Consider the following 20,383-nt stretch of genomic DNA (forward strand, 5'->3'; position numbering starts at 1 on the left):
CGGGGCGAACAAAATGCGTGCGCAGGGGCGCCCGGATGGCCCCCGCCTGACGCCTTCTTTCATCCGGACTATGACCGTCGGCTCTGGAGTTGCACCAGATCTGCTGACCCCCGGCATGGCCGGGGCGCTCGCGGGCTCATCTTTCGATTTACCGCCGGTGGGGACTTTCACCCCGCCCTGAAGACCGCCACAGCATACCGCACGTGGCCACCCCGCTGGCAAGCCGCGGTTCTACGACCTTTGGCGGTAGCGTGGGGCGGGCGTTGTGGAAGGTGCTGACAGGCTTACCGCGACATCCCATCAATCACCTGCTTCAGCGAGGCCGGCAACATTGGCCCATGCCCCAACCCGGCAAACCGCTCGAAACGAACCTGCAAGCCTGGCACCCTGGCCAGGCTTGCCACCAGCTCACGCGCCGGCCGCTCGACATCGCCTTGCACCTGCGTGCGCGGGTTCGCCGGCTCTTCACTGCCACGCATCAGCAACAGCCGCGGCCGGCTGCTTCCCAGGCGCTGTTCGAGCCCCTGCGCCTCACCCGCGATCGCGCCGTCGTGCCACCATAGCGAAGGGCTGGCAGCCGCATAGTCGCTGAATGAGCAAGGCCGGGTGAAAAGCGCATGCAAAACGGCCAGCCCGCCATAGGAATGCCCCCACAATGTCTGCCGTTGCAGGTCGATCGGTGCCACATCTGCCACCATCGCACGCATGCGCCCGGTCAGCAGGTCCAGGAAAACGTCGGCACCGCCACTGGGCGCTCCGGTCAGTGGGTCAAGCTGCTCAGCCTGGCCAGGCACCGCCGGGGTGTAATCCCGGGTGCGCCCGGCACGGTCGATACGCTGCTCGGTCTGGTACCCCACCGCCACCAGCAATGGCGCCTGCCCTGCGGCAAGCCGGCCCAGTTGCTGGCCATCCAGTGCCCCCAGCGCGGCATTGCCATCGAGCATCCACAGCACCGGGTAGCCCGCCGCTGGCGCCGGCTGGTTCGGTTTGCCGACCCACAGCCGGTAATGCCGCTGGCCGTCGGCCGAGTCCAGGTCGAGCTGAGTGAAGCGGTAGGCCAGGTCATGGCGCTGCAGCAGTGAGGTGTCCATCTTCTGCTCATGGTCGGGCTGCGCAAGGGCAACATGAGCAGCAAGCGGCTGTGCCAGGCACAGTGCCATCGTCACGGCCAGGGTCAACTTGCTCATCAGGCATCTCTTCAGGGGTTTGCAGGCGCGCAAAGCGGGAACAGCAGGATGATAATCAGTCCTGATTGAGGGTAAAGCGCATTAACTTTCTAAACAGTCCCGGGCCGCCGGCAAGGTCATGTGCAGGCATAGGCCAGGGTGGGCATTGCTGGCCCACAAGCGGCCACCCTGCAGTTCGATGGCGCGGCGGGCGATGGCCAGGCCCAGGCCAAAGCCAGCGCCACTTTCGGTCAGCCGCTGGTAAGGCTGGAAGATGCGCTCCAGGTCGGCGTGCGCGACCCCCGGCCCCTGGTCACTCAGGCGCAGGTGCCAGTAATCCCCCTCGCGCCAGCCATCCAGGCTGACCCGGCCTTCGGCGGGCGAGTGGCGAACGGCATTGCGGATCAGGTTTTCCAGGGCCTGGGCCAGGCTGTCGAGGTTGGCCTGCACCCGGCACGCGGTGCCCAACGAACAAGGCAGGCGGCTTGGCGCCCAGCCACTTTCGAAACAGGCGTCCTGGCACAAGGCTTCCCAGACGGCCACCATCAGCACCGGCTCGGTCGGCAGGCTGGGCTGTTCGGTGTCCAGCCAGGCCAGGTCCAGGGTGTCCTCCAGCAGCTTTTGCATGTCGGCGACTTCGCGGTCCAGGCGCTCGCGCAACTGCGGCGGCGGCAAGTCGCTGTCATGGGCGATGCGCAGCCGCGCCAACGGCGTACGCAGCTCGTGGGACAGCGTACGCAGCAGCAGGCGCTGTTGCTCCAGGCTCTGGCGCAGGCGTACCGCCATGTGCTCGAAGGCTTGGGCCAGCTCACCCAGCTCATCGCGGCGCTCCTGCAACGGCAGCGCGGGGCTGTCGAGGTCGTCGGCGCGCAAGGCGTCGGCCCGGTCCCGCAGGCGGTTCAGGGGAACTACCAGATGGCGGTACAGGGCCAGGCCCAGCAACAGGGCAAGCAGGGTGGGGGCGACCCCATGGGTGATCAGGTGGGTCCAGGGTGTAAGGCCAGTGGGTAGCAGGCGTTCGGGTAATTGCATCACCAGCCGGCCGTTTTCGGGGTGTTGCGGGAACGCGATACTGACGTACGGCAGTTCGTCCTGCAGGCGCCGGCTCATGGGCCAGTTCAGCTTGCGCATGAAGGTAAGGTGGCTGGCCTCCTCGGCGCTCAGTGGCGTGGTGCCCAGGCTTTGCAGGTGGGGGCCGATCAAGGCTGCCCAGGTGCCTTCGGTACGTTGCAGCTGCCTGCGCCAGGCTTCGGCGCCCGTGGCGCCGCCTTGGTTCCAGGCGTGTTCGGCCTGTTGCGCGTAGCGCGCCAGGTATTGCTGGTCAGCCGGCGACAGGAAGTAGGTACTGCGTTCCACCGACAGCCCCCAGGTCCAGATCAGCCAGGTCAGCAGCAGACAGAAACCGACCTGCAACAGGGCCAGTTTCCACAGCAGGGGGTGCCGCCGCATCAGGGCTGGTCCGTGTCTATCAGGATGTACCCTTGGCCCCTGACCGCCTGGATCTGCAAGTGCTGGGCGCTGATGTCGGCCAGCTTGCGGCGCAAGTTGCACACATGCACATCCAGGCCACGGTCCAGGCGCGTGTAGGCGCGGTGCAGCACGGTCTGGTAGAGGAAAGGTTTGCTCAAGGCCTCGCCGGGGTGAGCCCGCAGCGTGGCCAGTAGGCGGAATTCGGATGCGGTCAGCCCGGCAGGCCTGCCTTGGTGAAGGGCGTCCTGGCGTTCATGGTCCAGCATCACTGCCCCCCCATCGGCCCGCAACGCCGGCCCGCGGTCGAGCGCCACGCGCCGCAGCAGGGCATCGACCCGGGCGTCGAGTTCGGCCAGGCTGAACGGCTTGGGCAGGTAATCGTCCGCGCCCCGGGTGAAGCCACTGATGCGATCCTGTTCGGCCCCCAGCGCCGACATCAGCATCACTGGCACCGCTTGCTGGTGGCGCAGTTCGTCCAGCAGGCTGAGGCCGTCGATGCCCGGCAGCATGATGTCCAGCAAAACCAGGTCGAAGCGTGATTGCCGTATGGCATTCAGGGCCTGGCTGCCATTGGCGCAGGCCAGCACCTGAAACCCACGGTTGAGGAAATGGCGTTCCAGGTCCTGGCGCAGGCGTGGGTCGTCTTCGGCAAGGAGCAGTGAGGTGGGCACGTTGAGCCTTGAATGAGAATTTCTATCAGTTAGCCATCATCCCATTGACCGTGGGGCGAGGGCAACGCCGCAATGTGTTAAGAAGGTTAATCATGCTGCACCCCGGTTTTCGCTCCGGTATCTTCCGCAAAAAGCAATTTCTGTCGTTTGCGAATTATTATCAATTGGGCAAGGGTGTGTCATGAGCGGTTTGAACAGTGTGGGGGGCCCGCGACGGGTTCGGGGCTGGCTGGTAGTAGGGCTGCTGGCGCCCTTTTCGGTGTCGGCACTGGCTGAAACGGTAGCGACGCAGGCGGCCGGTGGTGGCAACTCGCTCGACCTGCCGGCACTGACCATCGAGGGCAACCGCCTGTACGACATGCTGCCTTCGGAGCAAACCGGCGGCTACAGTGTCGATGCTGCAACCGTGGGCACCAAGACCCCGGCGGCGCTCAAGGACATCCCGCAGTCGATCACCGTGTACACCCAGGATTACGTCAAGGATCGCCAGTTCGTGCACCTGGATGACCTGGCCAAGTACACCGCCGGCCTGCGGACCCTGACCAACGACAGTGGCCGCTCGTCCATCTATGCCCGTGGCTACGAGTACAGCGAGTTCAATATCGACGGGCTACCGGCGCCCATGGCCAGCATCTTCGGTACTGTGCCGTCGTTGGCAGCGTTCGACCGGGTCGAAATCATGCGCGGCCCGGCGGGGCTGTTCAGCAGCACCAGCGAGCTGGGCGGCATCGTGAACATGGTGCGCAAGCGCCCCACCGCCGAGTTCCAGGGCCACGTCGAAGGCAGCTATGGCACATGGGACACCAACCACGAAGAACTCGACCTGAGCGGGCCGCTGGACGATGCGGGTCGTGTGCGTGGGCGCTTCATCGCTTCGCGTGATGACACCAATGGCGAGGTCGACTACAACGCCAACACCAGCAATAGCTACTATGGTGCCCTGGACATCGACCTGAGCGACGCTACTGCCGTGTCGTTCGGCCTGATGCACGAAGTGAAGAACATCACCCCGCATAATGGCTACCCGGCCACCTTGTCGGGTGAGGTGCCCGACTTCAGCCATTCACGCTTCCTCGGGGCCGACTGGAACTACTTCGACGGCAAGACCACCGACCTGGTCGCCGAACTGACCCACCGCTTCGACAACGGCGGTTACGGCCGTATTGCCGCCCGTGGCTCCCACCGCGACACCCAGTACCTGTACGCCTTCACCGCCACCAACGCCACTACCGGTGGCAATTCCGAGCGTGCCAGCGCCCGCGATTTCACGCAGGACACCTACTCGCTGGACGCCAGCTACAGCCAGCCGTTCGAGACCTTCGGCCAGGTCAGCGAGTTCGTGGTCGGCAGCGACTACAAGAACTACGACACCGAGTACCTCAATGGCACGACCAACCTGGGCGCCATCAACGTCAACACCTACTCGCCAAAGCAGTTTGCCAAGCCGTCGCCCAACTACAGCACCGAAACCGGTATGCAGGAAGAGGAATATGGCCTGTACTCCAAGGTTACCTTCCGCCCCGTCGAGCGCCTGGCGTTGATCGCCGGTGGGCGTTTCAGCTGGTACCGCGGTGACTTCTACACCACCACCCTCGGCAGTGGCGCCAGCACCAACGACAGCAAGCGCGTCGACGGCCACTTCACCCCCTACGGCGGCGTGGTCTACGACCTCACCGACACCCACGCGCTGTACGCCAGTTATTCGCAGGTGTTCAAGCCGCAGTCAGCCACCGACAGCAGCGGCCGGGTGTTGAAGCCCCGGGAAGGCGAGCAGTATGAATTCGGCTTGAAAAGCAGCTACTTTGGGGGCGACCTGAACACGCGGTTGTCGGTATTCCGCCTGACCGACAAGCACCGTGCTACCACCCTGTACGACGCCGATGGCGTGGCGACCACCGACTCGGTAGCCGCCGGTAAAACCCGGGTCAAGGGCGCGGAAGTGGAAGTAAGCGGCAAGCTGACACCGAACTGGGAACTGCTGGCCGGCTACACCTGGATGGAAACCGAAACCGTCGAGGGCGATGCCGAGACCACGTTCTTCATCATGCCGCGCAACCAGGCCTCATTGTGGAGCAAGTACACCATCAGCCGAGGCCCGTTGAGCGGCCTGGCAATCGGGGGCGGTATTTCGGCGATGAGCAACTTTTACGCCGAGAACGGTGGCGTGCGCATCGATGCGCCAGGGTATGCCACGGTGGATGCGATGCTGTCGTACCCGGTCACTTCGCAGCTGACCGCCACATTCAACGTCAACAACCTGTTCGACCGCGATTACTTGTCGCGCGTGGGCTCGACGTCGACCTTCAACTTCTATGGGCCGTCGCGCAGCATGATGGTGGGCGCGCGCTATGACTTCTGAGGGTTGCTCTGGCTGAAAGCGCTCTGCCCGGGCGGGCGGGCGAGTATGCGGGGGCATTAAAAAGCCGGCTTGTGGCCGGCTTCTCGGGGACGCTTCCGACTAATTTATGGTAAGCCGCAATCGCCTTAACTGTGTGGCCACAAGGGCCTGGAAGAGATGGCAGACACCCGTGTGAGATGTCGCCGAGCCCTCTGGACTGCGGCTTGCGCCGGTCGGGGCTGAATGTGCGGCGTAGCATACAAGGGCACGCTCTGGATGCCCAGCAAAAAATGGCACAGGGTGTTTCAACCGGGCCGCTGCTGGCGAAAATACGACCAGTGGAACACCCAGCCAAGCACTTCCAGGCCCTGCGCCTGGCGCTGCGCCGGGGTATAGCGCTCAACCGCATAGTTGCGCCGGTCATGGCTGTGCAGGTACAGCGTGCCATGTTGGCCGAGGCTGAGGGTATTCACCCGCAGCGCGCCGTTGTGCAGCAAGGCGTAGGTTTCGCCCTGGAACACCTGGGTCATGCTCACGTCGATCACCAGCACCGCCTCCTGCGGGATCAGCGGCAGCATGTTGCTGTCGGGCATCGTCACGCTGATTGCATCGTCGGCCCGAACCCCCAACCCCTGCAGCGCTTTTGCCGGCAGGCGCAGGTGTTTGCTGGCGACTGGGCTGAGCAGGCCGTCATGCAGTTCGTAGTACGGCACCTTGACCAGCCGGCCATGGTCCACCAGCAGCGGGGACGGCGCAGGCGTGTGCAACTTTCGCGGCCGGGCGTTGCGCAGGATCGGGCTGGGGTGCTTGGGCCCTTCGCCCGTGTGCAGCCAGCGGCGATGCACACAGAACAGGTCTGCCATTTCGTCCAGCCGTGCCAGGGGCACGCCGCGCTTGACCCAATTGTTGACGTGCTGCGGTGTGACGCCGCGTTGGGCAGCGAAATCGGAAGGGGTAAGGCCGCATTCGTGAAGCAGGGCCCTGAGGCGGTCACCGGAGGTCTTCATGCCAGCGAGTGTAGCGGCGCGGTGCCAGCAAGGATATCAACTTGATGTTGACGGGGCTTGTATGAAAAGTGGCTGGTTGTAGGGCACAGCTGTAGGGCTGTGTAGGAGTATTCGCCGAGTACAGCGATTGGCCATAAAAAAACCCCGCCATGGCGGGGTTCTTCCTGCAACCGGTATCAGCCCTTGTAGGCAGCGACCGATTTGGTGATCGCGGCACGGGCAGCGTCAGCGCCTTCCCAGCCTTCGATCTTGACCCACTTGCCCTTCTCGAGGTCTTTGTAGTTGGCAAAGAAGTGCTCGATCTGCTGAATCAGCAGGGCTGGCAGGTCGGTGTATTCCTTCACGTCGACGTACAGCTGCGACAGCTTGTCGTGAGGAACCGCGATGACCTTGGCGTCGCCGCCGCCGTCGTCGGTCATGTTCAGTACGCCAACCGGGCGGGCGCGGATAACCGAGCCTGGGGCGACCGGGTACGGGGTAACGACCAGCACGTCGAGCGGATCACCGTCGTCCGCCAGGGTGTTCGGGATGAAGCCATAGTTGGCTGGGTAGAACATCGGGGTAGCCATGAAGCGGTCGACGAACAGCGTGTCGCTGTCCTTGTCGATCTCGTATTTGATCGGCGCGTGGTTGGCCGGGATCTCGATGGCGACGTAGATGTCGTTCGGCAGGTCTTTGCCCGCCGGAATCTTGCTGTAGCTCATTGGGCAGTGCCCCCATGTTTGACCAAAAAAGTGGCGGCGATTATAGGCACATTCTGCCGGGGCATGCCACGCCTGGCCTGATGTGCGGCCGCGTCAGGCGTGGCTTTCGCGGTAGTCGGGGTGCTCGGCCTGAAGCCGGCGCAGGCGCGCCAGCGGGTCTTGCCGGTAGAACAGCGCCAACTGCTGATAGACCAATGGATAGGCCTGATGGAGCAGGTCGGGGGCACTAAAGAAGTATTCGCTGGTGACGGCAAAAAACTCGGCGGGGTTCTCTGCCGCATAGGGGTCGATGGCGGTTTCGGCGTCGGGGTTGGCATCGAGCTGGCGGTTGAGGTCGTCGTAGGCCTGTTGCATGGCGGTGGCCCACTCGGCCACGGGCATGCCGCTGTGCAGCGGCGGCAGGCCGTTGGCATCGCCATTGAGCATGTCGAGCTTGTGCGCCAGTTCGTGGATGACCAGGTTGTAGGCCTCCCAGCCGCCACTGGCCAGTACGCCGTTCCAGGCCAGGATGATCGGGCCCTGCTGCCAGGCCTCGCCACTGTGCTCGCCGTCCCACACGTGCTCCACGCCACTGGCATCGCGGTGGCGCTGCGGGCTCTTGAAGTCGTCGGGGTAGAGCACGATTTCGTGAAAGCCCTGGTACCAGTTCAGTTCGCCCAGGTGCAGCAGTGGCAGTTGCGCCTGGGCGGCGAGCAGCAGCCGCTGCTGGTCGCCCAGTTCAACGCCCGGCAGGCACGTGAGGTGCTTGTCGAGCAGGAACAGGATGCAGGCTTCGCGCAGCCGGTGGTCTTCTTCGTCGGTGATGCCGTCCAGCATCGGCAGGCATTCGCGTACGGCCTGCCATTGCTGTGGCGTGATCGGGTAGCGTGCCAAGGCCCGCTTGCGCCGCCAGGCGCGGAACGACCACATGCTGGCCGGTCAGTGCGCCTTGGCTGCGCGGCCCAGGCGGGTACGCAGCAGGCCGAGGATCATCGGGACCAACGACAGGATGATGATGCCCACTACCATCAGCGACAGGTGTTGCTTGATGAACGGCACGTTACCGAAGAAGTAGCCCAAGGTGACCAGGCCACCTACCCACAGCAACGAGCCGGCCACGCTGAAGCCCAGGAAGCGCGGGTAATGCATGTGGGCAATACCGGCCACGAACGGGGCGAAGGTGCGCAGAATGGGCAGGAAGCGCGCCATGGTCACGGTCTTGCCGCCGTGGCGCTCGTAGAAGTCGTGGGTCCGCTGCAGGTAATCGCGACGGAAGATCTTCGAATTGGGGTTGTTGAACAAACGCTCGCCTGCCGTGCGCCCGATCACGTAGTTGGTGCTGTCGCCCATGATTGCAGCAGCCATCAGCAGGCCGGCCAGCAAGACCGGGTCCATGCCGCCCCCTGCGGCTACGGCGCCGGCGATGAACAGCAACGAATCGCCCGGCAGGAAGGGCATCACCACCAGCCCGGTTTCACAGAAGATCACGGTAAACAGGATGGCGTAGATCCAGGGGCCGTAATTGGTGACCAGCAAATCGAGGTAGGCATCGAGATGCAGGATAAGGTCGAGCGGGTTGAAATCCATGTACAGCACCTGTGTTCTTGGGCGTAGGCTCGGTTTACCGGCGGATCGGTAAATTTTCACACATGACAGGCCGGCCATTATACGGCTAAGTGACGATCATGCCCGGGGAGTTTGTAGCGGGGGGTTACTGCACGCGGTAGTGCCGTATCCGCCCCTGGGTGGGCTTGCCCGCGCAGGGGCGGACGCAGGTCAATCCGGGTTGATGGGCAGAATGTAGCTCTTGAACTCGGTATCTTCACGAAAACCGATGGACTCGTAGGTCTTGTGCGCCGTGTCATTGTTGCTGCTTGTGGACACCCGCATGCGCACGGCGTTGGTGTCCTTGGCCATTTTCTTCGCTTCGCGCATCAGGTGGTCTGCTACCAGCATGCGCCTGGAGTCTTCGGCCACGTAGATATCGTTGAGGATCCATACCCGCTTCAGCGACAGCGACGAGTAGCTCGGGTACAACTGGCAGAAGCCCAGCAGCTTGTTGTCGTCATCATCGGGGAGTGCCAGGTAGATCACCGATTCGTCCCGCTGCAGGCGTTTTTCCAGGAAGCTGCGCGAGCTGTCGGGATAGGGCAGTTGCCCATAGAATTCACGGTATTTGACGAACATAGGCGTCAACAGGTCGAGGTGTTCCAGTTTTGCCTTGATGATGCGCATGTGCGGCCCTCAGAGTCCATTAGGGAAAACAGCGGATTGCCAGCAGCTTCGAGGGCATGCTGCCCCAAGCCCGGCCCGCGGCGCAATCCGCTTTGCATGACAGGGTGTTCAGCCCTCGCCAAGCAGGAAGTTGCCTCGCTGCGCGGGGCCATGTTCGCTGTCGATGCTATGGACCTCGGCTTCGTCCTTCAGATTCACCCCCGACAGCTGGCGCCGGCAGGCTTCACGCATCAGGTACAGCAGGCGGTGTGCGGCCATGCCATAACTCAAGCCCTCCAGGCGTACGTTGGAAATGCAGTTGCGGTAGGCATCGGTCAGGCCGACCTTTGGCGCATAGGTGAAATACAGCCCCAGGCTGTCGGGCGAACTGAGCCCGGGCCGCTCGCCGATCAGCATTACTGTCATGCGAGCGCCCAGCAGTTCACCCACCTCATCGGCCACTGCCACGCGGCCCTGCTGCACCAGCACCACCGGTGCGCTGGTCCAGCCGTCGGCGGCGGCCTGTTCCTCGAACCGGCTCAGCAACGGCAAGGTATGCCGGTGCACGGCAAGCGCCGATAGGCCATCGGCAACCACGATGGCCAGGTCGACCCCGCCTGGGTTGGCCTGGGCGTGCTGGCGCAGGGTGGCGACCGATGCTTCGTTCAGGCGCCGGCCCAGGTCGGGCCGTTGCAGATATTCGTGGCGGTCGCTGGCGGCGCTGTGCAGCACCAGGCTTTCGCGGCCGCGTTCAGCCAGCTGGGTAGCCAGGCCAGCGTGGTCGAACGCCAGGTGCACGGCATCACGGGCCTGGGCATGGGCGAACTGGAAGTCCAGTTGCGCCCCGGTCGGCAGGCTGGTACCGCTGCGGCCCAGGGCGATACGCGCCGGGGTCAGCGTGCGCAGGGCCAGCCAAGGGTTTTCAGGGGTAGGGGTGTGATGGTCCATGGTGATCCCTATGCAAGCTGTGCCAAGGCCTGGCGGAAGGCCGGCGGCAGGTTGTCACCGAAGCGCACCCGGCCATCGGCCTGGGTGAAGATGCCGGTGTGGGCCAGCCATGCCTCGAATTCCGGCCCGGGCTTCAGGCCCAGGGTCTGGCGCGCGTAGAGCGCGTCGTGGAACGAGGTGGTCTGGTAGTTGAGCATGATGTCGTCGGAGCCGGGGATACCCATGATGAAATTGATCCCGGCCACACCCAGCAGGGTCAGCAGGGTGTCCATGTCGTCCTGGTCGGCCTCGGCGTGGTTGGTGTAGCAGATGTCGCAGCCCATCGGCACGCCCAGCAGCTTGCCGCAGAAGTGGTCTTCGAGGCCGGCGCGGATGATCTGCTTGCCGTTGTACAGGTACTCCGGGCCAATGAAACCGACCACGGTGTTGACCAGGAACGGCTTGAAGTGGCGGGCCACGGCATAGGCGCGGGTTTCGCAGGTTTGCTGGTCGACCCCGTGGTGGGCATTGGCCGACAGCGCACTGCCCTGGCCGGTTTCGAAGTACATCAGGTTCTGCCCCAGGGTGCCGCGCTTGAGCGAAAGGCCGGCTTCGTAACCCTCCTGCAGCACGTTCAGGTTGATGCCGAAGCCGGCATTGGCCGCTTCGGTACCGGCGATGGACTGGAACACCAGGTCCAGCGGCACGCCGCGGTTGATCGCTTCGATGGAGGTGGTGACGTGGGTCAGCACGCAGGACTGGGTGGGTATGTCGTAGCGCTGGATGATGGCATCGAGCATTTCCAGCAGGGCGCAGATCGAGGCAATGCTGTCGGTTGCCGGGTTGATGCCGATCATGGCATCGCCGTTGCCGTACAACAGGCCGTCGAGAATGCTGGCGGCAATGCCGGCCGGCTCGTCCGTCGGGTGGTTGGGCTGCAGGCGGGTCGACAGGCGCCCGCGCAGGCCCATGGTGCCGCGAAAACGGGTGACCACACGGATTTTTTGCGCCACCAGCACCAGGTCCTGCACGCGCATGATCTTCGATACCGCCGCCGCCATTTCCGGGGTCAGCCCTGGCGCCAGGGCGCGCAGGCTGTCCTCGTTGGCCTCTTCACTCAGCAACCAGTCACGCAGGCCGCCGACGGTGAGGTGGCTGACCGGCGCAAATGCCTGGGCATCATGGCTGTCGATGATCAGCCGAGTGACCTCGTCGGCTTCGTAGGGGATCAGGGCTTCGTTGAGAAAATGCGTCAGCGGGATATTGGCCAAGGCCATCTGCGCGGCTACGCGCTCGCCGTCGTTGCTTGCCGCAACGCCTGCCAGGTAGTCCCCGGAGCGCGCCGGGCTGGCCTTGGCCATGACATCCTTGAGGCTGTCGAAGCGGTAGACCAGGTGGCCGACCGTGTGTACGAAACTTGCCATACAGAATCTCCAGAGCCGCGGGTTGCCCCGCGGCGGGTGGCGCCGGTCAGTGCAGAGCCTCTTCGGCCTGCTGGATCGCGGCGAATTCCTCTTCCGGGGTGCCCGCTACCAGGTGGTGGCGGCTGTAGAAAGCAAAGTAGGCAATTAATACCGCATAGATCACTGCGGCGCCAATCACCACGCGCGGGTCCACCAGGAAACCGGCGACCACGGCGATGCACGCCAGCACCAGGGCCAGGCCGGAGGTGAAGATGCCGCCAGGGGTACGGTACGGGCGCTCCATCTTCGGCCGGCGGATGCGCAGGGTGATATGCGCGGCCATCATCAGCACGTACGACAGCGTAGCGCCGAATACCGCGACCAGGATCAGCAGGTCGCCCTGGCCAGTCAGCGACAGCGCAAAACCGATGATGCCAGGAATGACCAGGGCCATGACCGGCGCCTTGCTCTTGTTGGTTTCCGACAGCTTGCGCGGCAGGTAGCCGGCGCGGGACAGGGCGAAAATCTGCCGCGAATAGGCATAGATGATCGAGAAGAAGCTGGCGATCAGGCCGGCCAGGCCGACCAGGTTGACGAAGCTGCCCATCCAGGTAGCGCCGCCGTAGGCTTTGGCCAATGCTTCGACCAGGGGGTTGCCGGAAGCTTTCAGCGCCTCGGAACCCGCGCCGCCAGGGCCGACCACCAGGATCAGCAGGGCAAAGGCCAGCAGCACCAGCATGGCGCCGATCAGGCCGCGTGGCAGGTCACGCTTGGGGTTCTTGGTTTCTTCGGCGGCCAGAGGCACGCCTTCGACGGCGAGGAAGAACCAGATGGCATACGGGATCGCCGCCCATACCCCGACATAGCCGAACGGCAGGAAGCTGCTGGCGCCGACAGCGTCCGTTTTGGCGATGTCGAACAGGTTGGCTGCATCAAAATGGGGCACCATGGCCACCAGGAACACCGCCAGGGCAATGGCGGCGATGGCCGTGATGATGAACATCAACTTCAGTGCTTCGCCCACCCCGAAGATGTGGATGCCGATGAACACCACGTAGAACGCCAGGTAGATCATCCAGCCGCCAATGCCGAACAACGACTGGCAGTAGGCGCCGATGAAGGTCGCGATGGCGGCGGGGGCGATCGCGTATTCGATGAGGATCGCCGTGCCGGTAAGGAAACCGCCCCAGGGGCCGAAGGCGCTGCGGGCAAAGCCGTAGCCACCGCCAGCGGTCGGGATCATCGAGGAAAGCTCGGCCAGCGAGAAGCACATGCACAAGTACATGGTGGCCATCAGCAGGGTCGCGAGGAACATGCCGCCCCAGCCACCTTGGGCCAGGCCGAAGTTCCAGCCGGCGTAGTCGCCGGAAATGACATAGGCCACCCCCAGGCCGACCAGCAGCACCCAGCCGGCCGCGCCTTTTTTCAGTTCACGTTGCTGGAAATAGTCCGAACCGACCTTCTCGAAGTCGACGGAAGAGCCTGCCGGCGAGCCGGCGGATTGATCGCTTGGCATAGTTTCACCTGTTGTTTTTCTTGGTGCGCGGAAGGGATCCGCGCCGATGGTGATGGGTACTGCAGGAAGCGAGCCAGGGAGCTGCAAGACTGAAGCTGCAAGCTGCAAGAGAAAAGCGAGTCGGCGGGCGATTCGCTTTATTCTTGCGGCTTGAAGCTTGAAGCTTGAAGCTTGAAGCTAGTTGCTTAGAAGAAGCCCAGCGGATTGATGTCGTAGCTCACCAGCAGGTTCTTGGTCTGCTGGTAGTGGTCGAGCATCATCTTGTGGGTTTCACGCCCAACCCCGGACTTCTTGTAGCCACCGAACGCGGCATGCGCCGGGTACAGGTGGTAGCAATTGGTCCATACACGGCCAGCCTTGATCCCGCGGCCCATGCGGTAAGCGCGGTTGATGTCGCGGGTCCACACGCCGGCGCCCAGGCCGAACTCGGTGTCGTTGGCGATCGCCAGCGCTTCGGCTTCGTCCTTGAAGGTGGTGACGCTGACCACCGGGCCGAAGATTTCCTCCTGGAACACGCGCATGCGGTTGTTGCCCTTGAGCAGGGTCGGCTGGATGTAGTAACCGGTGGCCAGCGAGCCTTCGAGTTTTTCAACCTTGCCACCGGTCAGCAACTCGGCACCTTCCTGCTGGGCGATCTCAAGGTACGAGAGGATCTTCTCGAACTGCTGCTGCGAGGCCTGTGCGCCAACCATGGTGTCGGTGTCCAGAGGGTCGCCGCGCTTGATCTGCAGCACCTTCTTCATCACCACTTCCATGAACTGCGGGTAGATCGACTCCTGCACCAGCGCACGCGATGGGCAGGTGCACACTTCGCCCTGGTTGAAGAAAGCCAGCACCATGCCTTCGGCCGCTTTCTCGATGAAGCTCGGCTCGGCTTGCATGATGTCTTCGAAGTACACGTTCGGCGACTTGCCGCCCAGTTCCACGGTGGACGGGATGATGATTTCGGCGGCGCATTTCATGATGTGCGAGCCAACCGGGGTAGAGCCGGTGAAGGCAATCTTGGCGATGCGCTTGCTGGTCGCCAGCGCTTCACCTGCTTCGCGGCCATAGCCCTGCACCACGTTGAGCACGCCTTTGGGCAGCAGGTCACCGATCACTTCCAGCAGCACGGTGATGCCCAGCGGGGTCTGTTCGGCCGGCTTGAGCACCACGCAGTTGCCAGCGGCCAGGGCCGGTGCAAGCTTCCAGGCGGCCATCAGGATCGGGAAGTTCCACGGGATGATCTGCCCGACCACGCCCAGCGGTTCGTGGATGTGGTAGGCCACGGTGCCTTCGTTGATTTCGGCGGCGCCACCTTCTTGTGCACGAATGCAGCCAGCGAAATAGCGGAAGTGATCGACCGCCAGCGGAATGTCGGCATTCAGGGTTTCGCGGATCGGTTTGCCGTTGTCCCAGGTTTCGGTAATGGCCAGCAGTTCGAGGTTCTGCTCGATGCGGTCGGCGATTTTCAACAGCACATTGGAGCGGTCCTGCACCGAGGTGCGGCCCCAGGCGTCGGCGGCAGCGTGGGCAGCGTCCAGTGCCTTGTCGATGTCTTCGGCAGTGGAGCGGGGGAATTCGGCAATCGGCTGGCCGTTCACCGGGGACGTGTTGGTGAAGTATTCACCCTTTACCGGAGGAACGAACTCACCACCGATGTAGTTACCGTAGCGGTTCTTGAAGGAAACCTTCGCGCCTTCGGTACCGGGATGTGCGTAACGCATGGTGTGTCTCCTGGCTATTGTGTTTGTTAGGGAGTTGGAAAGCGTAGAGCAAAGGTTGGGCCAGCGTGGGCGGCACCCGTAAAATCAATGGCTTGGGCGGGTGTGGCGGGCACTTGGCAGCCAGCCTGTGCCGGTTGCGGTACGCCTGGGGGTGACATTTTGTGCCGTTCACGACACGTCACCCGTGGGTGCATTGCAATGCCTTCGCCGGTGGAGGATGCTGGTGGCACGCTCTATCTGCGGAGAACTACAACAATGCAGAGCAATCACTTCAGCCGCCATGCCCGGCAGGTCCACACTGTGGCCCATGGTGGTGCTGGCGAGGGCGTCAGCGACCCCTCCATTGCCCGCTCCTGGCTGCGTTGCCTGGAGGACTACCACCTCGACCCAACGGTGATCGAGGCGCCGGTGGTGCTCGAGCACGGGCGCTTGCTGGAAAGCCGCGAGCGCTTGCGCCAGGTGCTGCAGATCGCCGACCACGAAATGAACAGCCTGCACCAGCAGCTCTCCGGGGCCGGCCATGCGGTGTTGCTGACCGATGCCCGCGGGGTGATCCTCAATTGCGTCAGCGCGGCCAGCGAACGGCGCAGCTTCGAGCATGCCGGGCTGTGGCTGGGCGCCGACTGGAGCGAGGCGCGTGAAGGCACCAATGGCATCGGCACCTGCCTGGTCGAGCGCCAGGCGCTGACCATCCACCAGAACGAGCACTTCCGCGGCCGCCACACCGGGCTGACGTGCTCGGCCAGCCCGGTGTTCGACCCCCATGGCGAGTTGCTGGCGGTGCTCGACGTATCCTCGGCACGCCCCGACGTTTCACGGCAAAGCCAGTTCCATACCATGGCCTTGGTCAACCTGTCGGCCAAGATGATCGAAAGCTGCTACTTCCTGCGCCATTTCGAGCAGCAGTGGCTGCTGCGTTTCCACCTGCAGGCGGAGTCGGTTGGCCTGTTCAGCGAGGGCCTGCTGGCCTTCGACGGTGATGGCCGGATCTGCGCGGCCAACCAGAGCGCCCTGAACCTGCTGGGCAGCGTACGCAGTGGTGTGCTGGGCCAGCCGTTGGAGCGGTTTTTTGCCTGCAGCCACGATGAGCTGTTCGGCCGCGCCACGCCCGGGGGCAGCACGGCCTGGCCGCTGCGCACCCTGGACGGCCGCCAGGTGTTCGCCAGCCTGCGCGGGCAGGCGCGCGCGCCTGTATGGTCGGTGCCCGTGGCCCAGCCGCGGCCTACGCGTTCTGCAGAGCCGCTGGTATGCCTGCTCGACCCGGCGTTGCAGAATGATTTCCGCCGCAGTGTGCGGGTGTTCGAGCGCGATGTGCCACTGCTGCTGCGCGGCGAGACCGGCTGCGGCAAAGAGGCCTTTGCCCAGGCCGTGCACCAGGCCAGTGAGCGCCGCAGCCAACCCTTCGTGGCCATCAACTGTGCCTCGATCCCTGAAAGCCTGATCGAGAGCGAGCTGTTCGGCTACCGCGGTGGCAGCTTCACCGGTGCGCGCAAGGAAGGCATGCGCGGCAAGCTGTTGCAAGCCGATGGTGGCACCTTGCTGTTGGACGAGATCGGTGACATGCCGCTGGCCCTGCAGACACGCCTGCTGCGCGTGCTGGAGGAGCGTCAGGTAGTGCCGATCGGCGGCGAGCCACAGGCAGTGGACGTGCGCATCGTCAGCGCCACCCACCGTGACCTGCTGCAGCGGGTCGAGCAGGGCAGTTTCCGTGAAGACTTGTATTACCGCCTCAACGGCCTGGAAGTGGCATTGCCGGCCGTACGCGAGCGCAGTGACAAGGCGCAGTTGCTGGACTTCCTGCTGCGCCAGGAGGCGCAGGGCCAATTGATCGACATCGAACCGAGGGCGCGCCAGGCGCTGCTGGACTTCGCCTGGCCGGGCAACGTGCGGCAGATGCGCAACGTGCTGCGTACCCTGGTGGCGCTTTGCGAAGGTGCCCGCATCACTTTCCCGGATCTCCCTGCCATTGTGCGCAGCCACACCGGGTCTGTGGGAGCGGGCGCGCCCGCGAAGCCGCCTGCCCAGTCGACACAAGGCGAGGGCGTTGCCCCGGTTCGCGGGCTCGCCCGCTCCCACAGGTCCGACAATGGATTAGGTGAGGGTACCGAGGTGTTGCAGGACGCAGAACGGCAAGCGCTCATTGAGGTGCTGCAGGCAAAACACTGGCACCTCACCCGTGTCGCCGAACACTTGGGCATCAGCCGCAATACCTTGTATCGAAAACTGCGCAAACACGGCATCACCCGGGGCGACTGAGCGAAACAGCGGGTGCGATTTGTCGCGCCCTGGGCTACCCTGCCTCGATGTTTTGCGAGGTCGACCATGCATATTCACATTCTCGGTATTTGCGGCACTTTCATGGGCTCGCTGGCAGTGCTGGCCAAGGAGCTTGGCCATCGCGTGACCGGTTCGGACGCCAACGTCTACCCGCCGATGAGCACGCAGCTCGAAGCCCAGGGCATCGAGCTGACCCAAGGCTACGACCCGGCTCAACTGGAGCCGGCACCCGACCTGGTGGTGATCGGCAACGCCATGTCGCGCGGCAACCCGGCGGTTGAGTACGTGCTGAACAAGGGCCTGCCTTATGTTTCCGGCCCGCAGTGGCTGGCCGACCACGTGCTGCAAGGCCGTTGGGTGCTGGCCGTTGCCGGTACCCACGGCAAGACCACCACCAGCAGCATGCTGGCCTGGGTGCTGGAGCACGCCGGCATGAGCCCGGGCTTCCTGATTGGCGGTGTACCGCAGAACTTCTCGGTGTCGGCCCGCCTGGGGGCTACGCCGTTCTTCGTGGTCGAAGCCGACGAGTACGACAGTGCCTTCTTCGACAAGCGTTCAAAGTTCGTGCACTACCACCCGCGCACTGCGATCCTCAACAACCTTGAGTTCGATCACGCAGACATTTTCCCGGACCTGGCCTCGATCGAGCGGCAGTTCCACCACCTGGTGCGCACCATCCCCAGCGAAGGCCTGGTCATCCACCCGACCACCGAACAAGCGCTGGAGCGGGTCATCGGCATGGGCTGCTGGACGCCGGTACACACCACGGGTGAAGGTGGCCAGTGGCAGGCCCGCCTGCTCAGCGCCGATGGCTCGCGTTTCGAAGTGCTGTTCGAGGGCCAGGCGCAAGGCGTGGTGGACTGGGCGCTGACCGGTCAGCACAACGTCGCCAACGCCCTGGCTACCCTGGCAGCCGCCCGCCATGTAGGCGTGGTGCCGGCCATGGGCATCGAGGGCCTCTGCGCCTTCAAGAGCGTCAAGCGACGCATGGAGAAGGTTGCCGAAGTGCAGGGCGTGACGATCTACGATGACTTCGCTCACCATCCTACTGCCATCGCTACTACCCTCGACGGCCTGCGCAAGCGCGTTGGCGAGGCGCCGGTGATCGCGGTAATCGAACCGCGCTCCAACTCGATGAAGTTGGGTGCACACCGCGATGGCCTGCCAGAAAGCGTCAACGACGCCGACCAAGTGATTTGGTACGCGCCGGCCAACCTGGGCTGGGACCTCGCTGCTACTGCTGCGCAGTGCAAGGTACCGAGTGTGGTTGCCGACAGCCTCGAAGCGATCATCGAACGCATCAAGGGCCAGGCCCGCCCGGGCACCCACGTGGTGATCATGAGCAACGGCGGCTTCGGCGGCCTGCATGGCAAGCTGGCCGAGGCGCTGAAGTGAACGGGCCGGAACGCGTTACCCTGGCCATGACGGGCGCTTCAGGCGCCCAGTACGGCCTGCGCCTGCTCGATTGCCTGGTGCGCGAGGACCGCGAGGTGCATTTTCTGATCTCCAAGGCGGCGCAACTGGTAATGGCCACCGAGACCGATGTGCTGCTGCCGGCCAAGCCCCAGGCGATGCAGGCCTTTCTCACGGAATACACCGGTGCTGCCGATGGGCAGATCCGCGTGTATGGCAAGGAAGACTGGATGTCCCCAGTGGCCTCGGGCTCGGGCGCGCCAGCAGCGATGGTGGTGGTGCCGTGTTCCACCGGCACCTTGTCGGCGATTGCCACCGGGGCCTGCAACAACCTGATCGAGCGCGCAGCCGACGTGACCCTCAAGGAGCGCCGCCAGTTGATTCTGGTGCCCCGCGAAGCGCCATTCTCCACCATTCACCTGGAGAACATGCTCAAGTTGTCGCAGATGGGCGCGGTGATTCTGCCGGCGGCGCCGGGCTTCTATCACCAGCCGCAAACCATCGACGACCTGGTCGACTTCGTCGTGGCGCGTGTTCTCAACCTGCTGAACATTCCCCAGGACATGCTGCCGCGTTGGGGCGAGCACCACTTCGGGGTGGATGATTGAAACGGGCGCTGGCCGGCTTGCTGGCGCTGGGGTTGCTCAGTGGTTGTGCCACGGTGCGCACGCTGGATGCCAACAAGCCGGGGGCGCCGGTGGTGTATGCCGGTACGCGTCTGGATCTGTATGTGATCAACGGTGGTTGCTGCCCGCAGGATCGGTTTGGGGCTCAAGCCCCGAGCTATCCGGGGCTGGACCTGCCAGGGAGCATGCTGCTTGATACCCTGTTGCTGCCGTTGTCCTTGCTGACTGCTGCCGGTGTAGGCTTCCAGGCCACAGGGGGGCTGTGAGGGGTTGCACGCTCCCACAGGTACCGTGCAATGCTTGCGGCTTACTTCTTGCCCAGCTTGCGCAGTTCATCCGACTCCACGATCCGCACCCCGTCTTCTTCCTCGAGGGCCAGGCGCCATAGCGCACGGGCCAGGGTGCAGGCCTCGATCCCTCGGTATTTGCCCGGAATCAGCCGGGACAACGGTGAAACCAACTGCTCTGCCAGCCGCGGCTTGATGCGCTCGCCCAGCAGCAGAGACGGCCGCACGATGGTCAGTTGCGGCCAATCCTGCGCTTTGAGCGCCTCTTCCATCTCGCCCTTCACCCGATTGTAGAAAATCGATGATTTCGGGTCGGCGCCCAAGGCACTGACCACCAGCAAATGCCGTGCGCCCATTTCCCGGGCCCGTTTGCTGAACGCCACCACCATGTCCAGGTCCACCGCGCGGAACGCCGACTCGGAGCCGGCCTGTTTGAGGGTGGTGCCCAGGCAGCAATAGGCAACGTCGACCCTGCCGGCCAGCTGCGGCAGGAACACTGCCGGGTCACCCACCGGGTTTTCCAGGTGCGGATGTTCGGCCAACGGCCGGCGGGTCGGGGCCAGCACGCGGGTGATGGTGGGCTCGTTGAGCAGGCGGTCGAGCAGGTGTTCACCGGTGAGGCCGGTGGCACCGGCAAGCAGGACATGCTGAGGCGTCAAGTACATGATGTCTCTCCCTT

18 protein-coding genes and 1 riboswitch are annotated in these 20,383 nt (G+C 64.1%); of the genes, 5 read left to right on the forward strand and 13 right to left on the reverse strand.

The genetic code is table 11. The features are described from left to right. Nucleotides 1–47 precede the first annotated feature (47 nt). Nucleotides 48–189: riboswitch (FMN riboswitch) on the reverse strand. 95 nt (nucleotides 190–284) lie between these two features. From L1P09_RS02560 to L1P09_RS02570, 3 genes are all read right to left on the reverse strand, one after another. After that, nucleotides 285–1,187: an alpha/beta hydrolase gene (locus L1P09_RS02560; protein WP_290129230.1), complete on the reverse strand. Its 903-nt coding sequence runs from the start codon at nucleotides 1,185–1,187 to the stop codon at nucleotides 285–287. Nucleotides 1,188–1,268: 81 nt separating this feature from the next. Next, nucleotides 1,269–2,615 carry a HAMP domain-containing sensor histidine kinase gene (locus L1P09_RS02565; protein ID WP_235768416.1) on the reverse strand — a complete coding sequence of 449 codons (1,347 nt, stop codon included), beginning with the start codon at nucleotides 2,613–2,615 and terminating at the stop codon, nucleotides 1,269–1,271. Beyond that, on the reverse strand, nucleotides 2,615–3,307 hold the full coding sequence (locus L1P09_RS02570) for a response regulator transcription factor (protein WP_029886276.1): 693 nt from the start codon (nucleotides 3,305–3,307) through the stop codon (nucleotides 2,615–2,617). Before L1P09_RS02570 ends, L1P09_RS02565 begins: the two co-directional genes overlap by 1 nt. A 181-nt stretch (nucleotides 3,308–3,488) precedes the next feature. Between L1P09_RS02570 and L1P09_RS02575 the strand changes: the two genes are divergently transcribed. Then, nucleotides 3,489–5,666 (forward strand): TonB-dependent siderophore receptor, encoded by a 2,178-nt coding sequence (locus tag L1P09_RS02575; RefSeq protein WP_235768418.1) that lies wholly within the window; start codon nucleotides 3,489–3,491, stop codon nucleotides 5,664–5,666. A gap of 284 nt (nucleotides 5,667–5,950) precedes the next feature. Here the strand turns inward: L1P09_RS02575 and L1P09_RS02580 are convergent, their stop codons facing one another. The 9 genes from L1P09_RS02580 to exaC form a co-directional block, all read right to left on the reverse strand. Further along, on the reverse strand, nucleotides 5,951–6,652 hold the full coding sequence (locus L1P09_RS02580; protein ID WP_235768420.1) for an XRE family transcriptional regulator: 702 nt from the start codon (nucleotides 6,650–6,652) through the stop codon (nucleotides 5,951–5,953). 176 nt (nucleotides 6,653–6,828) lie between these two features. After that, nucleotides 6,829–7,356: an inorganic diphosphatase gene (ppa, locus tag L1P09_RS02585; protein ID WP_003255365.1), complete on the reverse strand. Its 528-nt coding sequence runs from the start codon at nucleotides 7,354–7,356 to the stop codon at nucleotides 6,829–6,831. A gap of 93 nt (nucleotides 7,357–7,449) precedes the next feature. Continuing rightward, nucleotides 7,450–8,265, reverse strand: a complete 816-nt coding sequence (locus tag L1P09_RS02590; protein ID WP_235768422.1) for a M90 family metallopeptidase — start codon at nucleotides 8,263–8,265, stop codon at nucleotides 7,450–7,452. 9 nt (nucleotides 8,266–8,274) lie between these two features. Further along, nucleotides 8,275–8,922, reverse strand: coding sequence for a DedA family protein (locus L1P09_RS02595; protein ID WP_009685738.1), 648 nt, complete (start codon nucleotides 8,920–8,922; stop codon nucleotides 8,275–8,277). Between the two features lie 189 nt (nucleotides 8,923–9,111). Next, complete coding sequence (locus tag L1P09_RS02600) at nucleotides 9,112–9,570, reverse strand: GNAT family N-acetyltransferase (RefSeq protein WP_029886280.1); 459 nt, start codon at nucleotides 9,568–9,570, stop codon at nucleotides 9,112–9,114. A gap of 108 nt (nucleotides 9,571–9,678) precedes the next feature. After that, nucleotides 9,679–10,497: an ethanolamine ammonia-lyase subunit EutC gene (eutC, locus tag L1P09_RS02605; protein ID WP_054904357.1), complete on the reverse strand. Its 819-nt coding sequence runs from the start codon at nucleotides 10,495–10,497 to the stop codon at nucleotides 9,679–9,681. Nucleotides 10,498–10,505: 8 nt separating this feature from the next. Further along, nucleotides 10,506–11,900 carry an ethanolamine ammonia-lyase subunit EutB gene (locus L1P09_RS02610; RefSeq protein ID WP_009685741.1) on the reverse strand — a complete coding sequence of 465 codons (1,395 nt, stop codon included), beginning with the start codon at nucleotides 11,898–11,900 and terminating at the stop codon, nucleotides 10,506–10,508. 46 nt (nucleotides 11,901–11,946) lie between these two features. Next, complete coding sequence (eat, locus tag L1P09_RS02615) at nucleotides 11,947–13,395, reverse strand: ethanolamine permease (protein ID WP_009685742.1); 1,449 nt, start codon at nucleotides 13,393–13,395, stop codon at nucleotides 11,947–11,949. A gap of 185 nt (nucleotides 13,396–13,580) precedes the next feature. Then, nucleotides 13,581–15,101 (reverse strand): acetaldehyde dehydrogenase ExaC, encoded by a 1,521-nt coding sequence (exaC, locus tag L1P09_RS02620; protein ID WP_235768424.1) that lies wholly within the window; start codon nucleotides 15,099–15,101, stop codon nucleotides 13,581–13,583. 255 nt (nucleotides 15,102–15,356) lie between these two features. On the opposite strand from exaC, the gene L1P09_RS02625 reads away from it, so the two are divergent. The 4 genes from L1P09_RS02625 to L1P09_RS02640 all read left to right on the forward strand — a co-directional run bounded on the left by L1P09_RS02625 (nucleotide 15,357) and on the right by L1P09_RS02640 (nucleotide 19,683). After that, a complete protein-coding gene (locus L1P09_RS02625) occupies nucleotides 15,357–17,357 on the forward strand; it encodes a sigma-54-dependent Fis family transcriptional regulator (protein WP_235768426.1) in 2,001 nt (666 codons plus the stop codon). A gap of 66 nt (nucleotides 17,358–17,423) precedes the next feature. Then, nucleotides 17,424–18,773 (forward strand): UDP-N-acetylmuramate:L-alanyl-gamma-D-glutamyl-meso-diaminopimelate ligase, encoded by a 1,350-nt coding sequence (gene mpl, locus L1P09_RS02630; protein WP_009685746.1) that lies wholly within the window; start codon nucleotides 17,424–17,426, stop codon nucleotides 18,771–18,773. Beyond that, nucleotides 18,770–19,399 carry a flavin prenyltransferase UbiX gene (ubiX, locus tag L1P09_RS02635; protein WP_029886945.1) on the forward strand — a complete coding sequence of 210 codons (630 nt, stop codon included), beginning with the start codon at nucleotides 18,770–18,772 and terminating at the stop codon, nucleotides 19,397–19,399. Before mpl ends, ubiX begins: the two co-directional genes overlap by 4 nt. After that, the gene (locus L1P09_RS02640; RefSeq protein WP_054904355.1) at nucleotides 19,396–19,683 is read left to right on the forward strand and encodes a YceK/YidQ family lipoprotein; all 288 of its coding nucleotides are present in this window, start codon (nucleotides 19,396–19,398) and stop codon (nucleotides 19,681–19,683) included. Before ubiX ends, L1P09_RS02640 begins: the two co-directional genes overlap by 4 nt. Before the next feature lie 41 nt (nucleotides 19,684–19,724). On the opposite strand, the gene L1P09_RS02645 is transcribed toward L1P09_RS02640, so the two are convergent. Beyond that, nucleotides 19,725–20,369: an oxidoreductase gene (locus L1P09_RS02645; RefSeq protein ID WP_009685749.1), complete on the reverse strand. Its 645-nt coding sequence runs from the start codon at nucleotides 20,367–20,369 to the stop codon at nucleotides 19,725–19,727. Nucleotides 20,370–20,383 lie beyond the last annotated feature (14 nt).

It is taken from the genome of Pseudomonas juntendi (assembly GCF_021560075.1).
Taxonomy (GTDB): Bacteria; Pseudomonadota; Gammaproteobacteria; order Pseudomonadales; family Pseudomonadaceae; genus Aquipseudomonas; species Aquipseudomonas juntendi.